We start from the raw sequence: 15,247 nt of genomic DNA on the forward strand, positions 1-15,247 counted from the left end.
GTGTTCGACGGGGTGTGCTGGTCGGTGCTCACGCTGCAGCGCCCTTCTTCTTCTTGTTGGTACGGGTCGTGTGGGCCGCGATCCAGATCGCGAAGCCCACCAGGCCGCCGATACCGACGAGCCAGGCGAAGAGGCCCTCGCTCACCGGACCGAGGCTGCCGAGACCGAAGCCGCCGAAGCCGGGCTGCTCGTTCATCGACTTGACGTAGGCGATGACGTCACGCTTCTCCTCGGGGGAGAGGTTGCCGTTGGAGAAGGTGTCCATCGGTCCGGGGCCGGTCAGCATGGCCTCGAAGATGTGACGCTCGCTGGTGTTGAGGATGTTGGGGGCGTAGCCGCCGCGCGGCATGGCGCCACCCTCACCGGTGAAGTTGTGGCAGGCGGTGCAGTTGGTCAGGAAGATCTGACCACCGCGGACGATCGCGGCTTCGCGCTCCTCGTCCGTCATGCCCTCGGTCGAGTAGTCCTCGGACGTCGGGATCGCCGGGCCGGGCGCGAGCGAGGCGACGAACGCCGCGATGTCGGCGATCTCCTCGTCGGTGTAGGCGTTCTGGTCCTTGGCCGGGCCCTGCTGGCCCGGGTTGGCCAGCGGCATCCGGCCGGTGCCCATCTGGAAGTCGACAGCGGCAGCGCCGACGCCGGCGAGGCTCGGGCCGAGCCAGTCGCCGTTGATGTCGGTGATCCCCTGGCCGTTCTGGCCGTGGCAGAAGGCACAGCCGACGAGGAAGAGCTCACGGCCCTTCGCCACCTGCTCGGTGCTGGCTGCGTCGTCGGCCGACGACGACGGGGAGAAGGCGGCGTAGAGCCCGCCGGAGAGGAACAGTGCCGCCAGGAGGAGCACCAGTCCGGCCACGGGGCCGCGACGGTGCCGCGACAGTCGGCCTGCGGAGCGGTTCAGGAATCGCAACGTGAAAGTCCTTACTTCTTCTCGGCTATCCAAGCGTCACTTGATGATGTAGATCGAGGCGAACAGCCCGATCCACACCACGTCGACGAAGTGCCAGTAGTAGGAGACGACGATCGCGCTGACCGCCTGCTCGTAGGTGAAGCGCTTGGCGACGTAGGTACGCCCCAGCACGAGCAGGAACGCGATCAGACCGCCGGTCACGTGGATCCCGTGGAAGCCGGTCGTGAGGTAGAACATCGTGCCGTAGGCCGAGTCCGGGATCGTCACACCCTCTTGGATCAGGGCGGCATACTCGGTGGCCTGACCCGCGATGAAGATCGCACCCATGATGTACGTGAGGATGAACCACTCACGCAGACCCCAGGTCAGCGGGTTGAGGACCGAGCCGCTGCGGCCGACCTTGCCGGCCTCGGCCTTGAACACGCCCATCTGGCAGGTCACCGAGGAGAGCACCAGGATGATGGTGTTCGTGAGCGCGAACGGGACGTTCAGCTTCTCGGTGTTCTGGGGCCACAACTCGGGGCTCACCGAACGGATCGTGAAGTAGGCCGCGAACAGGGCCGCGAAGAACATCAACTCGCTCGCGAGCCAGATGATGGTCCCGACCTGGACCATGCTCGGTCGGTCGTGCTGCCCGTGCAATCGGGATGCTGGAAGTGCTGAAGCTGCAGTCGCCACGCGCTCATTATGTCGGTACTGCTCGGCATCGGCACCCCGACCCCCCGATTGAGGCTCAGGGAGGCGTTCTAAAGTGGCTGGGTGGTCACGCTTGCACTCGATTCGACGCTCGACCTGCCCCCGTTCGGCTGGTCGGCGTTCATCTCGCAGTGGGGGATCGCCCCGATCCCGTTCATCGTGACCGTCTGGGCCGGTGGTCTCTACCTGTACGGCGTCCACGTGCTGCGTCGCCGGGGCGACGCCTGGCCGATCGGGCGGACGTTCATGTTCGTCGGGGTCGGCCTCGGCGCGTTCTACCTGGCCACCTCCTCCGGCTGGGCGGCCTACGACACCACGCTGATCAGCGTCCACATGGGCCAGCACATGATGCTCTCGATGCTGGTCCCGCTCGCGCTGGCACTCGGTGCGCCGGTGACGCTCGCGCTCCGGACCCTGCCGGGCACGCCGCGCGGGCTGCTGCTGAGCGTGCTGCACTCCCGCGTGGTCAAGGTGCTCAGCTTCCCGCCGCTCACCTTCGCGCTCTACGTGATCTCGCCGTGGGCGCTCTACTTCTCCGGCTGGTACGCCGCCTCGCTGCACTCCGACTTCGTGCACGAGATGATGCACCTGCACCTCGTCCTCGTCGGCGCGCTGTTCTTCTGGCCGATCATGGGGATCGACCCGATCCCGGGTCGGGTCGGCTACCCCTTCCGGGTGCTGCTGGTGGTGCTCACCCTGCCGTTCCATGCCTTCCTGGGGATCACGATCATGGGCCAGTCGACCCTCCTGGGCGGCGACTGGTACCCCGCGCTGCACGACGGCCCGATGGGTGCCTGGCTGCCGGACCCGATGGCCGACCAGCAGACCGCCGGAGGCATCCTGTGGGGCGCCGGTGACCTGGTCGGCGTGGTCTTCTTCATCGTGCTCTTCGCCCAGTGGGTGCGCGCCTCGATGAAGGAGGCGCAGCGGGAGGACCGCCGCCTCGATCTGCTCGAGGCCCGCGAACGAGCCGCCGCAACCGCTGCCGGAGCCGGTCCCGCGGGAGTAGAGTCCGGGCCGTGAGCGCCGCGAAGCCGCTGAAGGTCGTCGTCTACAGCGACGACATCGACACGCGCCAGCAGGTCATCCGGGCGCTCGGGGTCCGACCGCACCCCGACCTCGCCGAGTTCGAGTACCTCGAGGTGGCTACCGAGCCGGTCGTCATCCAGCACGCCGACGCCGGCGTCGACCTGCTCATCCTTGACGGCGAGGCCGTCCCGGCCGGCGGTCTCGGCATCGCCAAGCAGCTCAAGGACGAGCTCGCCTCGTGCCCGCCCGTGATCGTCCTCACCGGACGCCCGCAGGACTCCTGGTTGGCGAGCTGGGCGCGTGCTGACGCCGCCGTACCGCAGCCGATCGATCCCCTCGTCCTGGCCAAGACCGTGATCGCGGTCCTTCACGAGAGCGTTCCCGCGACAGCATGAGCACGAAGATGACGTGGCCCGATGTCCTCGGGCCGCTGGTGGCCCGCGCCGATCTGAGCGTCGGACAGGCCCAGTGGGCGATGGGCGAGATCCTCGCCGGCGAGGCGACTCCCGCCCAGATCGCTGCCTTCGCCGTCGCGCTCCGGGCCAAGGGGGAGAGCGTCGACGAGCTCACCGGCCTGGCCGCGGCGATGCTGGCGAACGCCAACCAGATCTCCGTCCCCGGCCGGCTGCTCGACATCGTCGGCACCGGGGGAGACCGCTCGATGTCGGTCAACATCTCCACCATGTCCGCGCTCGTCGCTGCCGGTGCCGGCGCCAAGGTGGTCAAGCACGGCGCCCGCTCGGCCTCCTCGCAGTCCGGGTCGGCCGACGTCCTCGAGGCCCTCGGCATCCGGCTCGACCTGCCCATCGACCGGGTCGCTGCGGTCGCCGACGAGGTCGGCATCACCTTCCTGTTCTCCGCCGCGTTCCACCCCGCCATGCGGCACGCCGCCGTGCCGCGGCGCGAGCTCGGCATCGGCACCTCGTTCAACCTGCTCGGCCCCCTGACCAACCCCGCTCGCCCGTCGGCCAGCGCGATCGGCTGCGCCGACGTCAAGGCGGCCCCCGTGATGGCGGGCGTCTTCGCCGGGCGCGGCGTCGACGCCTGGGTCTTCCGCGGTGACGACGGCCTGGACGAGCTGACCACCACCGCCGCCTCGACGGTCTGGCGCGTCAGCGGCGGCGAGATCACGGTCTCCGCCATCGACCCGGCCGACCTCGGGATCGCCCGGGCCAGCGCCGAGGACCTCCGCGGCGGGGACGCGGCGTTCAACGCCCAGGTGGTGCGCGACCTCCTCGCCGGCAAGCCCGGACCGGTGCGCGACGCGGTCGTGCTCAACGCCGGTGCCGGCCTCGCCGTGCACGCGGGCGAGTCGGGTGAGCTGGTTGACGTCCTCGCTGCGGGCGTCGCCCGAGCCGCCGAGGCCATCGACTCGGGCGCGGCGCAGGCCGTCCTCGAGCGCTGGGTCGCCGCGACGGCCTGAGGACGCCGCCGGTGTCCCGGAACGTCCTGGTCGCCTGGTTCGTCACCCGGTTGGCGATCGTCGTCGCCTTCCTGACCGTCGAGTGGAACGCGACCTCCGACTTCGCCTACTTCGCCCAGAGCGTCGATCGGGTCGGTGACCTCGGCACCGACGAGGTCCTGCGGGAGTACCCGCCGCTCGTGCTGGCCCTGTGCTGGGTCGTGCGGGCGGCCAGCGGGGGTTCGGCGTCGTCGGCGACGGTCTTCGGTCTCACCCTGTTCGCGCTGATGCTCTGCGTCGACGTGTGGTTCCTCTCCCGGCTCGACCGGTGGGGACGACGGGCCGGGCACCCGGACGGCGCCGACGGCTGGGCGGCGTGGGCCTGGCTGCTCGGCGTCCCGGCTCTCGGCGCGACCGCGCTTCTCCGGCTCGACCTCCTTCCGGCCGTGCTGACCGCGGTCGCCCTGTTCTGGTCGGTGCACGAGGGGCGACGGGCCGGCCAGGCGTGGGCCGTGGCGGTCGCGCTCAAGTACTGGCCGCTGATCACCGCCCCGGCGCTGGCCCTGGTCAGCGAGGGCAGGCAACGCCGACAGGTCGTGGTGTGGGCGGCGATCAGCGGTGCCGTCCTGCTGGTGGCCTCGGCGCTCCTCGGCGGTCCCAGCCACCTGTGGTCCCCCTGGCGCTACCAGACCGACCGGGGGCTGCAGTACGAGTCGGTGTGGGCCACCCCGCTCGTGCTCCTCGGCGCCCTCGGCGATCACCGGTACGTCGTCGCCTTCCGCGACTCCTCGATGTCGGTCGAGATCGCGGGACCCGGCGCCGCGACGCTCGCCACCGTCTCCACCGCCTGCCTGCTGCTCGTGGTGGTCGGTCTCGCGGTGATCGCCTGGCGGCGGGTGCGCCCCGAGCCGATCGAACGGCGCCGGGACCGCGCGATCTGGTTCCTGCTGGCCTCGATCGCGGGGTACGTCGTCGCCGGCAAGGTGCTCAGCCCGCAGTACGTGATGTGGCTGTTGGCCCCGACCTGTGTGGCGCTGGTGATGATGGGCGATCCGGTGGAACGAGCGGCGCTGCGTCGCTGGACCGTCGGTCTCGGCGTGGCGGCGCTGCTCACGCACCTGGTGTTCCCGCTCGGCTACACCCTCACCGGAGACGAACGCTGGTGGGCCCAGGCGCTGATCGTGGTCCCGCTGGTCGGCCGCAACGTCGCGCTCGTGGTGCTGTTCGGTGTCGCCGCCTGGCACGCCGCCGGCGGGATCAGGGGTGCGGTGCCCGGAGCATCACCAGGGACGGCGAGGAGTGCACGACCGTCCAGCCGAGCGAGTGGGTCAGCGCGTAGGTGAGCGGGGCCCTCGGGCTCAGGAACGCCACCGTCGCGCCGGTCTCCTCGACGGTGTCGTCCCAGCCGGGCTCGACCTTGCCCATCGCGACGACGTCGCGCAGCTCGTCGTCGGTGTACACGTCCGCATAGCCGTGCACCGCCACGTCCAGGTCCGGGTACTTCCACATCAGGTACCCGCCGTACCCCATGTCGTCGAGCACCGTCGTCCCGGACGGGAGGGCGGCGAGCTCACGGTCGGCCCAGGCCGGGTTGCTCAGCGCGGGCACGCCGCGGGCGACCAGGAACAGCGTGAACGCGGCGATCGTGCCCAGGAACGTCCCGCCCACCGCCAGCAGCTCGCGCCGGGTCGGTCGGGTCGCCGGTTCGACGAACGGGGCGAGCGAGGTGGCCGCGAGCGGGACCAGGCAGATCGCCGCGATCGGCACGGTGCGTGAGGAGTAGACGCTGAACCCGATCGCGGTCAGCAGCATCAACGAGTCGAACCACGTCGAGACTCCCGAGCGCATCCGGGCGAGGACCACGATCGCGAGCATCGCCAGCAGGCACAGCTGCGGTGCCTGGGTGAAGTCGGGCGGCGCCCACTCGGAGAAGTAGTGGCCGCGGTCGTTGACCAGCAGCACGCCGCTGAGCAGTCGCGGGCCGACCGGGGTGCACAGTGCGGCGACGGCCGCGAGCACGGGCACGAGGCCCAGCCGGAGCACGGTCCGGAGACGCTCGCCGGCGGTCGAGTCGAGAGCGATACCGAGTGCGGCGACGAGGCCGTAGGCCACCCCGAGCACCCACATGCCGTGGCACATCGCCCACACCCAGGCCAGCGGGATCAGCAGCCACGGCGGGCGCCGGGTCTCGCCGGCCCGCTGCCAGGCGATGACGGTGAGTGCCATGAAGCCGAACGAGACCAGCTGAGGACGCATCGCGAAGTTCGGCAGCATCGCGAGCACCGCGAGGGGGACGAGCGCCGCCGAGACCAGCAGGCTGGCCCGGCGTCGGGCCGAGACGAACATCGCGGCGACGATCAGCACGAACAGCAGCCCCTGCAGCCAGGTGACCCCGGCCAGCCCGAAGTGCTCCTCCGACCAGGCCATCGTGATCTGGGAGAGCCACTGGGTCGGCACCCAGGCTCCGTGCTCGAAGGTGCCGATGTGGCCGGTCGACCAGGGTCGCCACGCGCCGCTGAGGAACTCGGCCCCGAACCGCAGGTGGAACAGGGTGTCGGGGTTGATCAGCGGGTCGTACGCACGACGCAGGAGTGCCAGGCAGGTGACGGCCAGCAGGGTGAGCGGGAGGACTCGCCGCACCACCGTGGTGACGAGACTCCGGTCAGTGCTCGCCACTCAGTCCAGTCCGAGGGAGAAGGTCGACTCCAGGTCGTGGCGCGAGTAGGCACGGAAGGCGATGTGGGTCTCGGTGTCGAGGATCCCGGGGACCTTGTTCAGCCGGTCGGCGACCACGCCGGCGATCTCGTCGTGGTTGCGCACCCGGACCATCACGATCAGGTCGATCTGGCCGGTCGTCGAGTAGACCTCGCTCACGCCGTCCAGGTCCGCGATCGCCTGCGCGACCTCGGGGATCCGGGCGGTGTCGGCCTTGACGAAGACGATGGCGGTGATCACGCGATCACCGTAGCGCGTGCGCGAGCGGCGTGAGGGTCCTCCGGTCGTCGAAGGGTACGAGGTCCCGGCGGGACGACTCGACCGCATCATGGACCGCGAGGTGACGTCCCGCGCCCCGGACCGGGCAGGTCCACTCACCGGCCACGTCGACCAGCCGGACCCCCGGCAGCTCGAGCCAGCGCAGGATCAGGTCACTCTCCTCCGCCGAGGCGGCGGGCGTCGGGCCGAGCCCGCCACCGACGGTCTCGGCCTCGCGGCGGAGCTGGTCGACGAAGACGTGCGCATCGCCTCCGGACGGGATCACCCCGGCCGCGGCGAGCCGGCCGAACCGGACCACGTGGACGTGCCAGCGGCCGTCGTCCTCGCGCCGGGTCGCGATCAGCTCGTCGCACCCGACCAACGCGCTGCGGCGCTGGTCCTTGGCGGTGCTCCGGACGAACGTGGCGAGACGGTCGCGCTGCACGCTCGCCTCCTCGAAACGCTCCTCGGTCGCGAGCGTCACCATCCGGCGGGCGAAGTGGTCGACGACCGGGTCGGCGTCGAAGCGCATCGCCGCCCGGACCTGGTCGATCAGTGCGTTGTACCCGGCGGTGCTCACGGTGCCGTCGCACGGTGAGACGCAGCGGCCCATCTCGGCCAGGACGCAGGCCGACCGGGAGGGTTCGCGGGGCAGCCGGTCGCGGCACTGCCGGATCGGGAACGTCTCGTGCAACGCCTCGAGCACTCCCTCGGCCGTGCGCCGGGAGCCGAACGGGCCGAGGTAGTCGGCGTCGTCGGCGAGCACCTTCTTGACGATGGAGAGCCGCGGCCAGGGCTCGACGGTCAGCTTCAGGTAGTGCGCCTTCTCCGGGAAGCGGGACCGCCGGTTGAAGCGCGGCTTGTGGTGCCCGATGAGACGGATCTCGCGCACCTGCGCCTCGAGCGCGGTGGCACACGTGATCGCCTCGACCCGGGTGGCGAGATTGACCATGTCGCCCATCCGGGAGCGGGTCTCCGAAGCGGTGAAGTAGGTCCGCACCCGGCTGCGCAGGTCCCGGGAGGTGCCGACGTACAGCACATCCTCGCCGTCGTCGCGGAACAGGTAGACGCCCGGAGCGTGGGGGAGGCCGTCGGCCAGGTGGCGCTTGCGTCGCTGAGCGGCCGAGACCTTGCCCGAGAAGGTCTGCAGCTCCTCGATGGTGTGCACGCCGAGGTTGCCGAGCCGCTCCATCAGGCCGTGCAGGACGTCGACGGTCGCCCGGGCGTCGGAGAGCGCGCGGTGGTTGGGGGTCGTGGTGGCGTTGAACAGCACCGCCAGCGAGGACAGCTTGCAGTTGGGGGCGTCGTCGCGGGTGATCACCCGCCGAGCGAGCCGGGCGGTGTCCAGGACCTCGAAGTCGGGCCAGGCGATGCCCTGCCGGTCGGCGAAGTGGCGCAGGAAGCCGACGTCGAACGGAGCGTTGTGCGCGACCAGGACGGTGCCGGCGGCGAACTCGAGGAAGGCCGGCAGGGCGGACTCGATCATCGGGGCGTCGGCGACCATCGGGTCGCTGATCCCGGTCAGCACCGCGATGAAGGCCGGGATCGCGGTCTGCGGGTTGACCAGGGTCTGGAACTCCCCGAGGATCTCGCCCCCGCGGACCTTGACCGCGCCGATCTCGGTGATCATCGACCCGGCCGCCGCCGACCCGCCCGTGGTCTCGAGGTCGACCACGGTGAAGGTGAGGTCGCGCAGCGGTCGGCCGAGCTCGTCGAAGCTGCGCTGCGCCTCCCACCGCCCCGCCTGATCGACCACTGCCTGGTCGGCGGTCCCTGCCCGTGCCATGGGGAAGACGCTAGGTCGCGCCGCCGACAGAACCGGGACCGGCGCGCGGTGCCGGCCGGTTCTGTCTCCGGTTCTGTCGGTGGTCGGTGTGATGGTCGCCGCATGAACCTTCGGATCGACTGCGGGACCTGCGTGGTGCGTGGACTGGCGTGCGACGACTGCGTCGTCACGGTGCTGCTCGGGCCGCCTCCCGAGCTGGCCTTCGACGACGACGAGCAGCGCGCCCTCGACGTGCTGGCCGTCGGCGGCCTGGTGCCTCCGCTGCGGATGGTCAGGCCCGAACCGGGGCCTGTGATCGAGTCCGCCTAGCCCGGGGACGGTCCCGTGTGACACCTGAGGCCACTGGGGTTCCAGTGGCTGGTGTGTCGCAAGTGACACCGGTGTCGACGGACACGCCCGACCGCCCGTTTGGATCGCCCAGCACCCCTGGGTAGGGTGCCCGGGTGGTTGTCGTTCGGAGCCGTTCACGCGCGGTCGCAGCGGTAGCGGGTCTGGCACTCGCTACGACGCTCGGCCTCGTTTCCACGACCCCGGCGGAGGCCAAGCCGGACGTCAAGGACGTCCAGGCGCGCGTCGACGCCCTCAACCAGCAGGCCGAGCAGGCCGGTGAGAGCCACGCCGAGGCGCAGCTCCGGCTGAGCGCGCTCAAGCGCGAGCTGGTCAGCCTCAAGGCCGACGAGGCCCGCCAGGGCGCGGTCCTCGCCGATGCCAAGGAGCAGCTGCGCGAGTCGATGCTCCAGTCCTTCGAGGGCTCGAACCTCTCGGCCGTCGGCCAGGTCGTGCTCTCCGACGACCCGAACGGGTTCCTCGGCCAGCTGACCACGATGTCCTCCTTCGAGGACCTCCAGACCAGCCTGTACGACGACTACGCCACCCAGGCGAAGGCGCTCGACCTGCGCCACGAGGCCACCCAGGACCGCGCCGACGAGGTCGCCGCGACCGAGCAGAAGCTCGCCGCGACCAAGAAGACCGTCGAGTCCAAGCTGGCCCAGGCCAAGGAGCTGCTCGGCAAGCTGCAGGCCGCCGAGCGCGAGGCGATCCTCTCCCGCGGTGACATGCGCCTGCCCACCGACATCCCGGCCGAGGGCCGCGCCGCCGCGGCGATCGCCTATGCGACCGCCCAGCTGGGTGACGCCTACGTCTGGGGTGCCACCGGGCCCAACGCCTACGACTGCTCCGGCCTGACGATGATGGCCTGGGCCGCGGCCGGGGTCGCGCTGCCGCACTCCTCGCGCGCGCAGTACAGCTCGGGCCCGCACGTCGCGACCAGCGACCTGCGCCCCGGCGACCTGGTCTTCTACTACTCGCCGATCAGCCACGTCGGCATGTACATCGGCAACGGCATGATCGTGCACGCCGCCCGTCCCGGTGAGGGCGTCAAGGTCTCCGGCCTGTACTCGATGCCCTACGTCGGGGCCGTCCGACCCGGCTGATCCGGCCCCCTCCGGTCGTGAGCGGCAAGTTCCGCTGGTGGTGGATCGCGCTCGCCGGCGTGCTGGCGCTGGCGATCGGCGCCTCCTGGTGGATGCGGCCGAACAGCCACACGGCCACCCCTCGCACCACCTCGCTGCCTGAAGCGCGGACCGACCTCGCCCAGGACGCCCTGACCGCCTGGCTGTCCGAGCGCAGCGCCGCGCCCGACACCTCGAGCCTCGAGCTCACCGACGTCTCCGGCGAGGTCGTCACACAGAGCGGTGCCATGCACCCGGACGGCACCTGGGCCGCGAACGCCCGGCTGCAGTGGGCGTACGGCGGCGTGGACCCGCGTCCGGCGGCGGTGGACGTCACCGTCAAGCTGCGCACCGTCGACGACCGGGTCGAGGTCACCGGGCTCACCGCTCCCGGCCGGGTGCCGCTCTGGCTGGCGGGTGACGTCACCGCGTCCCGCTCGGCCGACGCCCTCGTCGTGACCGCAGCCGGGATCGACCACACCGACTACCAGCAGTGGTCCGACCGCGCCGTCGCCGTGGTGCGACACACGCTCCCGCAGGCGCGGGGGCCGCTCGTCGTCGAGGTTCCCGCCACCGCGGCCGACCTCGAGCGGGTGCTGGGCGCCGTCCCCGGCACCTACGCCAACGTCGCCGCCGTCACCGCCTCGGTCGACGGTTCGACCCGTGCCGGCGCCCCGGTCCACGTCTTCGTCAACCCCGAGGTGATGGGCCGGCTGGAGGACTCCAGCGCCCAGGTGGTGCTCAGCCACGAGGCGACGCACGCCCTCACCGGCGCCGCCCTGGACACTCACCGACCGATCTGGCTGACCGAGGGGTTCGCCGACTTCGTGGCGCTGCGCGACGTGGAGGTGCCGCTCGCGGTGAGCGCGGGGCAGATCGCGGACGTCGTACGCGCCGACGGGGTGCCGAAGCATCTCCCCGACGGCGTCGACTTCGATGCCTCCTCGGACCGGTTCGGCGCCGAGTACGAGGCCGCCTGGCTGGCCAACGTCCGGTTGGCGAAGGACGGCGGCGTCGCGGGTCTGGTCGCGTTCTACGACCTGGTGGGGGAGGGAACCCCCGTGGACCGGGCGATGCGGACCACGATCGGTGAGAACACCGCCGAGCTCACCCGCCGCTGGCGTGCCGACCTCGCCGCGCTGGTCCGCTCCGGGTCGTGAAATCAGAGGAGGGGCACCGCTCGCGCGGTGCCCCTCCTCGGTGACTCTGGATCAGGCGCAGGACCCGGCGAGGGTCGCCGCTCCCTGAACCGCGGTGCAGGTCTTGCTGAAGGCGTCCTTGATCACGGGACCGAGGGCGACCACGGCGACCACCACCACTGCTGCGATACCGGCGATCAGCAGGCCGTACTCGACGGCCGAGGCGCCGCGCTCCTCCATCTGGGAGAGGCGAGCGTTGAACACGATGCGGAGGTAGTCGAGCATGGTGATGCTTCCTTTCTCAGGCGCAGGACCCGGCGAGGGTGGCGGCACCCTTGACCGAGCTGCAGGTCTTGGAGAAGGCGTCCTTGATCACGGGGCCGAGGGCGACCACGGCCACGACGACGACCGCGGCGATACCGGCGATCAGCAGGCCGTACTCGACGGCGGAGGCACCGCGCTCCTCCATCTGGGAGAGGCGAGCGTTGAGCAGAATGCGAAGGTAGTCGACCATGGTGAAACCCCTGTCAGTTCAGTTCCGAGAGACTGATCTCTCTTGTCTGCGGAGCCCCATGCTCCCCATGGCCGTAATCCTGCTGGACCTGACCGGAGCAGCGGATCAGCGGAGCGAACCGACCGGTGTAGTCACTTCTGACTACGGGACTAGGGTCCTCAGTCACACGGGACGCTGGACGGTCGACAGCAGTCCGATCCGCATCGCGGTCACCAACGCCTGCGCACGGTTGGCCGCGCCGAGCTTCTGGTAGATCTTCGCGATGTGCGACTTGGCGGTCGACTCGCTCAGGTACAGCTTGTCGCCGATCTCCTTGGCACCCAGGCCCTCGGCGAGCAGCAGCAGCACCTCGTGCTCCCGGTCGGAGAGCCGGGTGGACTCCGAGGTCACCCGGCGCATCATCGCCTGGGCCAGCCCTGCGCAGACGAACGAGCGCGGGGAGACGGCGGAGTGCCGCGCGGCCCGGACGACCTCGCCCGACGGGGCGTCCTTGCCGACGAAACCGGAGGCGCCGGCCTCCATCGCCGCGAAGATCTGCTCGTCGCCGGCGTGCATGGTCAGCACGACGAGCCCGATCGTGTCGCTGGCCTTGCGCAGGTGCCGCACGACGTCGAGACCGGTGCCGTCCGGCAGCTGGAGGTCGGTGATCACCACGTGCGGGGAGAGGGCCGCGGCGGCCGCGAGGGCCTGGGCGACGGTGCCGGCCTGGCCGACGACGGTCATGTCGTCCTCGAGGTCGATCACACCCGCGAGACCGTCGCGGATCAGTTCGTGGTCGTCCACCAGGAGGACCCGCACCGGGGCGTCTGCGTTGCTCATGCTCCCACTCTCGTATCGCTGTCAAACGAGGCACCGATCACGGTGACCTCCTCGGCCCCGCCGTCGCTGTCATCGGCCACCGAGACGGTGACCGTGACACCTCCGCTCGGGGTGGCTGTGAACGCGAGCACGCCGCCGACCAGGGCGGCGCGCTCGCGCATGATCTTGACCCCGTGCGAGTCCTCGCGCGGGGTCCCCATGCCGCGGCCGTTGTCGGCCACGGTGATCGTCGCGGCGGGGGAGCGGACCTGGCAGTGCACCTCGATCACGGTCGCCTCGGCGTGCTTGAGCGCGTTGTTCATCGCCTCCTGGGCGATCCGGAAGAGCTCGGCCTCGACCTCGGGTCGCAGCCGGTGCGTGGTCTCGTCGGTGGTGACGTTGATCGTCACCGACGAGGACTCGGAGAGGTTGCGGGCGATCGCGGCGATCGCCGCGCCCAGGCTCTCGCTCTCCCCGATGTCGGTGCGGAGGTTGACCAGCGAACGGCGGATCTCCGCGACGATCGCGGTGATCCGGTCGCGCAGGATCGCGATCCGCTCCTGCTGCCGGTCCACGGTCGCGTCGCCCGCGATCGCGTCGACCAGGTAGCCGAGCGAGGCGATGTCCTGCGCGACCCCGTCGTGCATCTCGCGGGCCAGCCGGCGTCGTTCCTCGGTGCTCGCCCGTTCGCGGAACGAGGCGAAGAGCAGAGCGGTGTCGAGCTGGACGATCGCCGGCCGGAGGAGCTCGGCGAGCTCCTCGAGGCGCGGTTCGGTCATCAGGCTGCGCACGGCGTCGCCCTCGGTGAGCTGGGCGACCATGATCGCGGTCACGCCGCTGCCCGCCTCCAGCGGCAGCGCGAAGGCCGGGAAGTCACGCACCTGCTGGCCCTGCAGCAGGCAGCGTGCGGCCAGGTCCTCGAGCTGGTGGAGCTCGCCGTCCGGGCTCTTGGCGACCAGGGGGGTGAGGCCGTCGCCGCGGGGCACGTAGAGGGCGATGGCGCTGCACGGCATCCGTTCGCGGACCACCCAGAGCAGCTGGCCCGCCAGCGTGACCGCGTTGAGTCCGCGGTCGAGACCGTCGGAGATGTCGATCAGCTGGCGCAGCAGGCCCTGGGCGTAGTGGTACGGCGCCAACGACGAACGCCGCTCGTCGTCGGAGTTGTAGATGAACGTGCCGACCAGGCCGAGGCCGAGACCGAGGACCAGCCAGCTGAACCCGGAGTAGACCGCCTCGCCGGTGAGGTGCTGACCGGTCACGGTGCCGAACAGCACCAGCGTGGCGCACTCGGCCACCAGCGCCCGCAGCACGCCCCCGGCGCCCCGGAAGAGTGCGGCGGTGAACGGCGGGACGGCCAGCGTGCCGAGGGCGATCGGGGTGTGGTCCAGCGAGATCCCGCAGATCGTGCCGATCAGCAGCCCGTCGAGCAGGATCGGGATCGACGGCGAACGGTGCCAGGCGATCTGCAGGACCGTGACCAGCAGCCAGACCGCGCCGACCGCGACCAGGACGACGATCCCGGCCGTGCTGCGCGTCCAGAGGACCGGAGCACCGAGTGCCAGAAGGGTGACCAGGCGGACGACGACAGCGACCCGCAGGGGGAGTCGGTCGACGACGCGGAGGTCCACTAGATGAAGTTATCCAGAATGTTGATCACTGCGGGACCCATCACGGCAACAAACAGGGCGGGAAGGATGCAGAAGATCAACGGGATCGTGATCTTGACCGGCACCTGCTGGGCCCGTTCCTCGGCGCGCTGACGCCGCTTCGTGCGCATCTCGCCGGACTGGATCCGCAGCACCTGGGCGACGGGGATGCCGAACGAGTCGGCCTGCACCATCGCCGAGACGAACGAGCGGATGTCGGGGACGTTGGTGCGGTCGCCGAGCGAGCGCAGCGCCTCGCCACGACCCATGCCGAGCTGCATCTCGCGCAGCATCCGGGCGAACTCGTCGGCCAGCGGGCCGTCGGTGTTGGTCGCCACCTGCTGGACGGCCGCGTCGAAGCCGAGCCCGGACTCGACGCTGATCGTCATCAGGTCGATCGCGTCGGGCAGGTCACGCTGGAGCTTCTGCGAGCGGTCGTAGCCGAGCTGGTACAGGTACAGGTTCGGGCCGAAGAAGCCCAGCACCAGCCCGGCACCGGTGATCAGCAGGCGCATCGTGAACGCGTCGGCGACCAGCAGCGAGGCCGCCAGTCCGACCAGGAACCCGACGGCGGCGCTGAGCACCTTCCCCGCCGTGATCCGGTCGACCGTCCACCCGCTCGGGTTGCCGGCGAGGTCGAGCTTGGCGCGGAACCGCTCGGCCGAGTCGGCGCCGGTCATCCGGCGGCCGACGGTCAGCGCCTGGGCCTGGAGGGGGGCGATCACCCGGTCGGCGAAGGGCTTGTCCAGGTCACGGGTGAGTTCTTTGGGGGCATCGGTCATGGCACGCAGGACGGCGAGCGACTTGTCCACCGAGGTGGCGTCGTCGTCCTTCCGCAGGGCCATCCCGAGGATGACGATGGCGATGATGACGAGGATCGCGCCGAGGACGAGGAGGACGACCATC

At 70.8% G+C, this 15,247-nt stretch carries 17 protein-coding genes; 7 read left to right on the forward strand and 10 right to left on the reverse strand.

Annotated features, from left to right (window positions below):
• Positions 1-28 precede the first annotated feature (28 nt).
• On the reverse strand, positions 29-907 hold the full coding sequence (qcrC, locus tag ACZ5J1_RS04370) for a cytochrome bc1 complex diheme cytochrome c subunit (protein ID WP_464562878.1): 879 nt from the start codon (positions 905-907) through the stop codon (positions 29-31).
• Positions 908-943: 36 nt separating this feature from the next.
• Positions 944-1,522 (reverse strand): aa3-type cytochrome oxidase subunit III, encoded by a 579-nt coding sequence (gene ctaE, locus ACZ5J1_RS04375; RefSeq protein WP_464562880.1) that lies wholly within the window; start codon positions 1,520-1,522, stop codon positions 944-946.
• 144 nt (positions 1,523-1,666) lie between these two features.
• Between ctaE and ACZ5J1_RS04380 the strand changes: the two genes are divergently transcribed.
• The 4 genes from ACZ5J1_RS04380 to ACZ5J1_RS04395 are packed head-to-tail and all read left to right on the forward strand — an operon-like array spanning position 1,667 to position 5,377.
• A complete protein-coding gene (locus ACZ5J1_RS04380) occupies positions 1,667-2,626 on the forward strand; it encodes a cytochrome c oxidase assembly protein (protein WP_464562882.1) in 960 nt (319 codons plus the stop codon).
• The gene (locus ACZ5J1_RS04385) at positions 2,623-3,027 is read left to right on the forward strand and encodes a hypothetical protein (RefSeq protein WP_464562884.1); all 405 of its coding nucleotides are present in this window, start codon (positions 2,623-2,625) and stop codon (positions 3,025-3,027) included. The genes ACZ5J1_RS04380 and ACZ5J1_RS04385 overlap by 4 nt, the downstream gene beginning before the upstream one ends.
• The gene (gene trpD / locus ACZ5J1_RS04390) at positions 3,024-4,055 is read left to right on the forward strand and encodes an anthranilate phosphoribosyltransferase (protein ID WP_464562886.1); all 1,032 of its coding nucleotides are present in this window, start codon (positions 3,024-3,026) and stop codon (positions 4,053-4,055) included. The genes ACZ5J1_RS04385 and trpD overlap by 4 nt, the downstream gene beginning before the upstream one ends.
• Before the next feature lie 11 nt (positions 4,056-4,066).
• On the forward strand, positions 4,067-5,377 hold the full coding sequence (locus tag ACZ5J1_RS04395; protein ID WP_464562888.1) for a hypothetical protein: 1,311 nt from the start codon (positions 4,067-4,069) through the stop codon (positions 5,375-5,377).
• On the opposite strand, the gene ACZ5J1_RS04400 is transcribed toward ACZ5J1_RS04395, so the two are convergent.
• The 3 genes from ACZ5J1_RS04400 to ACZ5J1_RS04410 are packed head-to-tail and all read right to left on the reverse strand — an operon-like array spanning position 5,292 to position 8,793.
• Positions 5,292-6,710: a hypothetical protein gene (locus ACZ5J1_RS04400; RefSeq protein ID WP_464562890.1), complete on the reverse strand. Its 1,419-nt coding sequence runs from the start codon at positions 6,708-6,710 to the stop codon at positions 5,292-5,294. The genes ACZ5J1_RS04395 and ACZ5J1_RS04400 overlap by 86 nt on opposite strands.
• Complete coding sequence (locus ACZ5J1_RS04405) at positions 6,711-6,989, reverse strand: Lrp/AsnC family transcriptional regulator (protein WP_464562892.1); 279 nt, start codon at positions 6,987-6,989, stop codon at positions 6,711-6,713.
• Between the two features lie 4 nt (positions 6,990-6,993).
• Complete coding sequence (locus ACZ5J1_RS04410) at positions 6,994-8,793, reverse strand: DEDD exonuclease domain-containing protein (RefSeq protein WP_464562894.1); 1,800 nt, start codon at positions 8,791-8,793, stop codon at positions 6,994-6,996.
• Positions 8,794-8,895: 102 nt separating this feature from the next.
• On the opposite strand from ACZ5J1_RS04410, the gene ACZ5J1_RS04415 reads away from it, so the two are divergent.
• The 3 genes from ACZ5J1_RS04415 (at position 8,896) to ACZ5J1_RS04425 (ending at position 11,404) form a co-directional block, all read left to right on the forward strand.
• A complete protein-coding gene (locus ACZ5J1_RS04415; RefSeq protein WP_464562896.1) occupies positions 8,896-9,102 on the forward strand; it encodes a hypothetical protein in 207 nt (68 codons plus the stop codon).
• A gap of 134 nt (positions 9,103-9,236) precedes the next feature.
• Entirely contained in the window at positions 9,237-10,226 is a 990-nt protein-coding gene (locus ACZ5J1_RS04420; protein ID WP_464562898.1) for a C40 family peptidase, read from the forward strand.
• Between the two features lie 17 nt (positions 10,227-10,243).
• The gene (locus ACZ5J1_RS04425) at positions 10,244-11,404 is read left to right on the forward strand and encodes a hypothetical protein (protein ID WP_464562900.1); all 1,161 of its coding nucleotides are present in this window, start codon (positions 10,244-10,246) and stop codon (positions 11,402-11,404) included.
• Between the two features lie 51 nt (positions 11,405-11,455).
• On the opposite strand, the gene ACZ5J1_RS04430 is transcribed toward ACZ5J1_RS04425, so the two are convergent.
• The 5 genes from ACZ5J1_RS04430 to ACZ5J1_RS04450 all read right to left on the reverse strand — a co-directional run bounded on the left by ACZ5J1_RS04430 (position 11,456) and on the right by ACZ5J1_RS04450 (position 15,246).
• Positions 11,456-11,668, reverse strand: coding sequence for a Flp family type IVb pilin (locus tag ACZ5J1_RS04430; protein WP_464562902.1), 213 nt, complete (start codon positions 11,666-11,668; stop codon positions 11,456-11,458).
• A 16-nt stretch (positions 11,669-11,684) separates the two neighbouring features.
• Entirely contained in the window at positions 11,685-11,897 is a 213-nt protein-coding gene (locus ACZ5J1_RS04435) for a Flp family type IVb pilin (RefSeq protein ID WP_464562904.1), read from the reverse strand.
• Positions 11,898-12,059: 162 nt separating this feature from the next.
• Positions 12,060-12,716 (reverse strand): response regulator, encoded by a 657-nt coding sequence (locus ACZ5J1_RS04440; protein WP_464562906.1) that lies wholly within the window; start codon positions 12,714-12,716, stop codon positions 12,060-12,062.
• Positions 12,713-14,323, reverse strand: coding sequence for a sensor histidine kinase (locus ACZ5J1_RS04445; RefSeq protein ID WP_464562907.1), 1,611 nt, complete (start codon positions 14,321-14,323; stop codon positions 12,713-12,715). The genes ACZ5J1_RS04440 and ACZ5J1_RS04445 overlap by 4 nt, the downstream gene beginning before the upstream one ends.
• Positions 14,323-15,246 (reverse strand): type II secretion system F family protein, encoded by a 924-nt coding sequence (locus ACZ5J1_RS04450; RefSeq protein ID WP_464562909.1) that lies wholly within the window; start codon positions 15,244-15,246, stop codon positions 14,323-14,325. Before ACZ5J1_RS04450 ends, ACZ5J1_RS04445 begins: the two co-directional genes overlap by 1 nt.
• Between the last annotated feature and the right edge of the window lies 1 nt (position 15,247).

The sequence above is a fragment of the Nocardioides sp. JCM 18999 genome, assembly GCF_055391175.1.

Bases quoted from the DNA above. Each gene is read 5' to 3' on its own strand.
- ctaE (WP_464562880.1), bottom strand. From the start codon at position 1,522: ATGGTCCAGGTCGGGACCATCATCTGGCTCGCGAGCGAGTTGATGTTC.
- trpD (WP_464562886.1), top strand. From the start codon at position 3,024: ATGAGCACGAAGATGACGTGGCCCGATGTCCTCGGGCCGCTGGTGGCC.
- ACZ5J1_RS04410 (WP_464562894.1), bottom strand. From the start codon at position 8,793: ATGGCACGGGCAGGGACCGCCGACCAGGCAGTGGTCGATCAGGCGGGG.
- ACZ5J1_RS04415 (WP_464562896.1), top strand. From the start codon at position 8,896: ATGAACCTTCGGATCGACTGCGGGACCTGCGTGGTGCGTGGACTGGCG.
- ACZ5J1_RS04430 (WP_464562902.1), bottom strand. From the start codon at position 11,668: ATGCTCGACTACCTCCGCATCGTGTTCAACGCTCGCCTCTCCCAGATG.
- ACZ5J1_RS04435 (WP_464562904.1), bottom strand. From the start codon at position 11,897: ATGGTCGACTACCTTCGCATTCTGCTCAACGCTCGCCTCTCCCAGATG.
- ACZ5J1_RS04440 (WP_464562906.1), bottom strand. From the start codon at position 12,716: ATGAGCAACGCAGACGCCCCGGTGCGGGTCCTCCTGGTGGACGACCAC.
- ACZ5J1_RS04450 (WP_464562909.1), bottom strand. From the start codon at position 15,246: ATGGTCGTCCTCCTCGTCCTCGGCGCGATCCTCGTCATCATCGCCATC.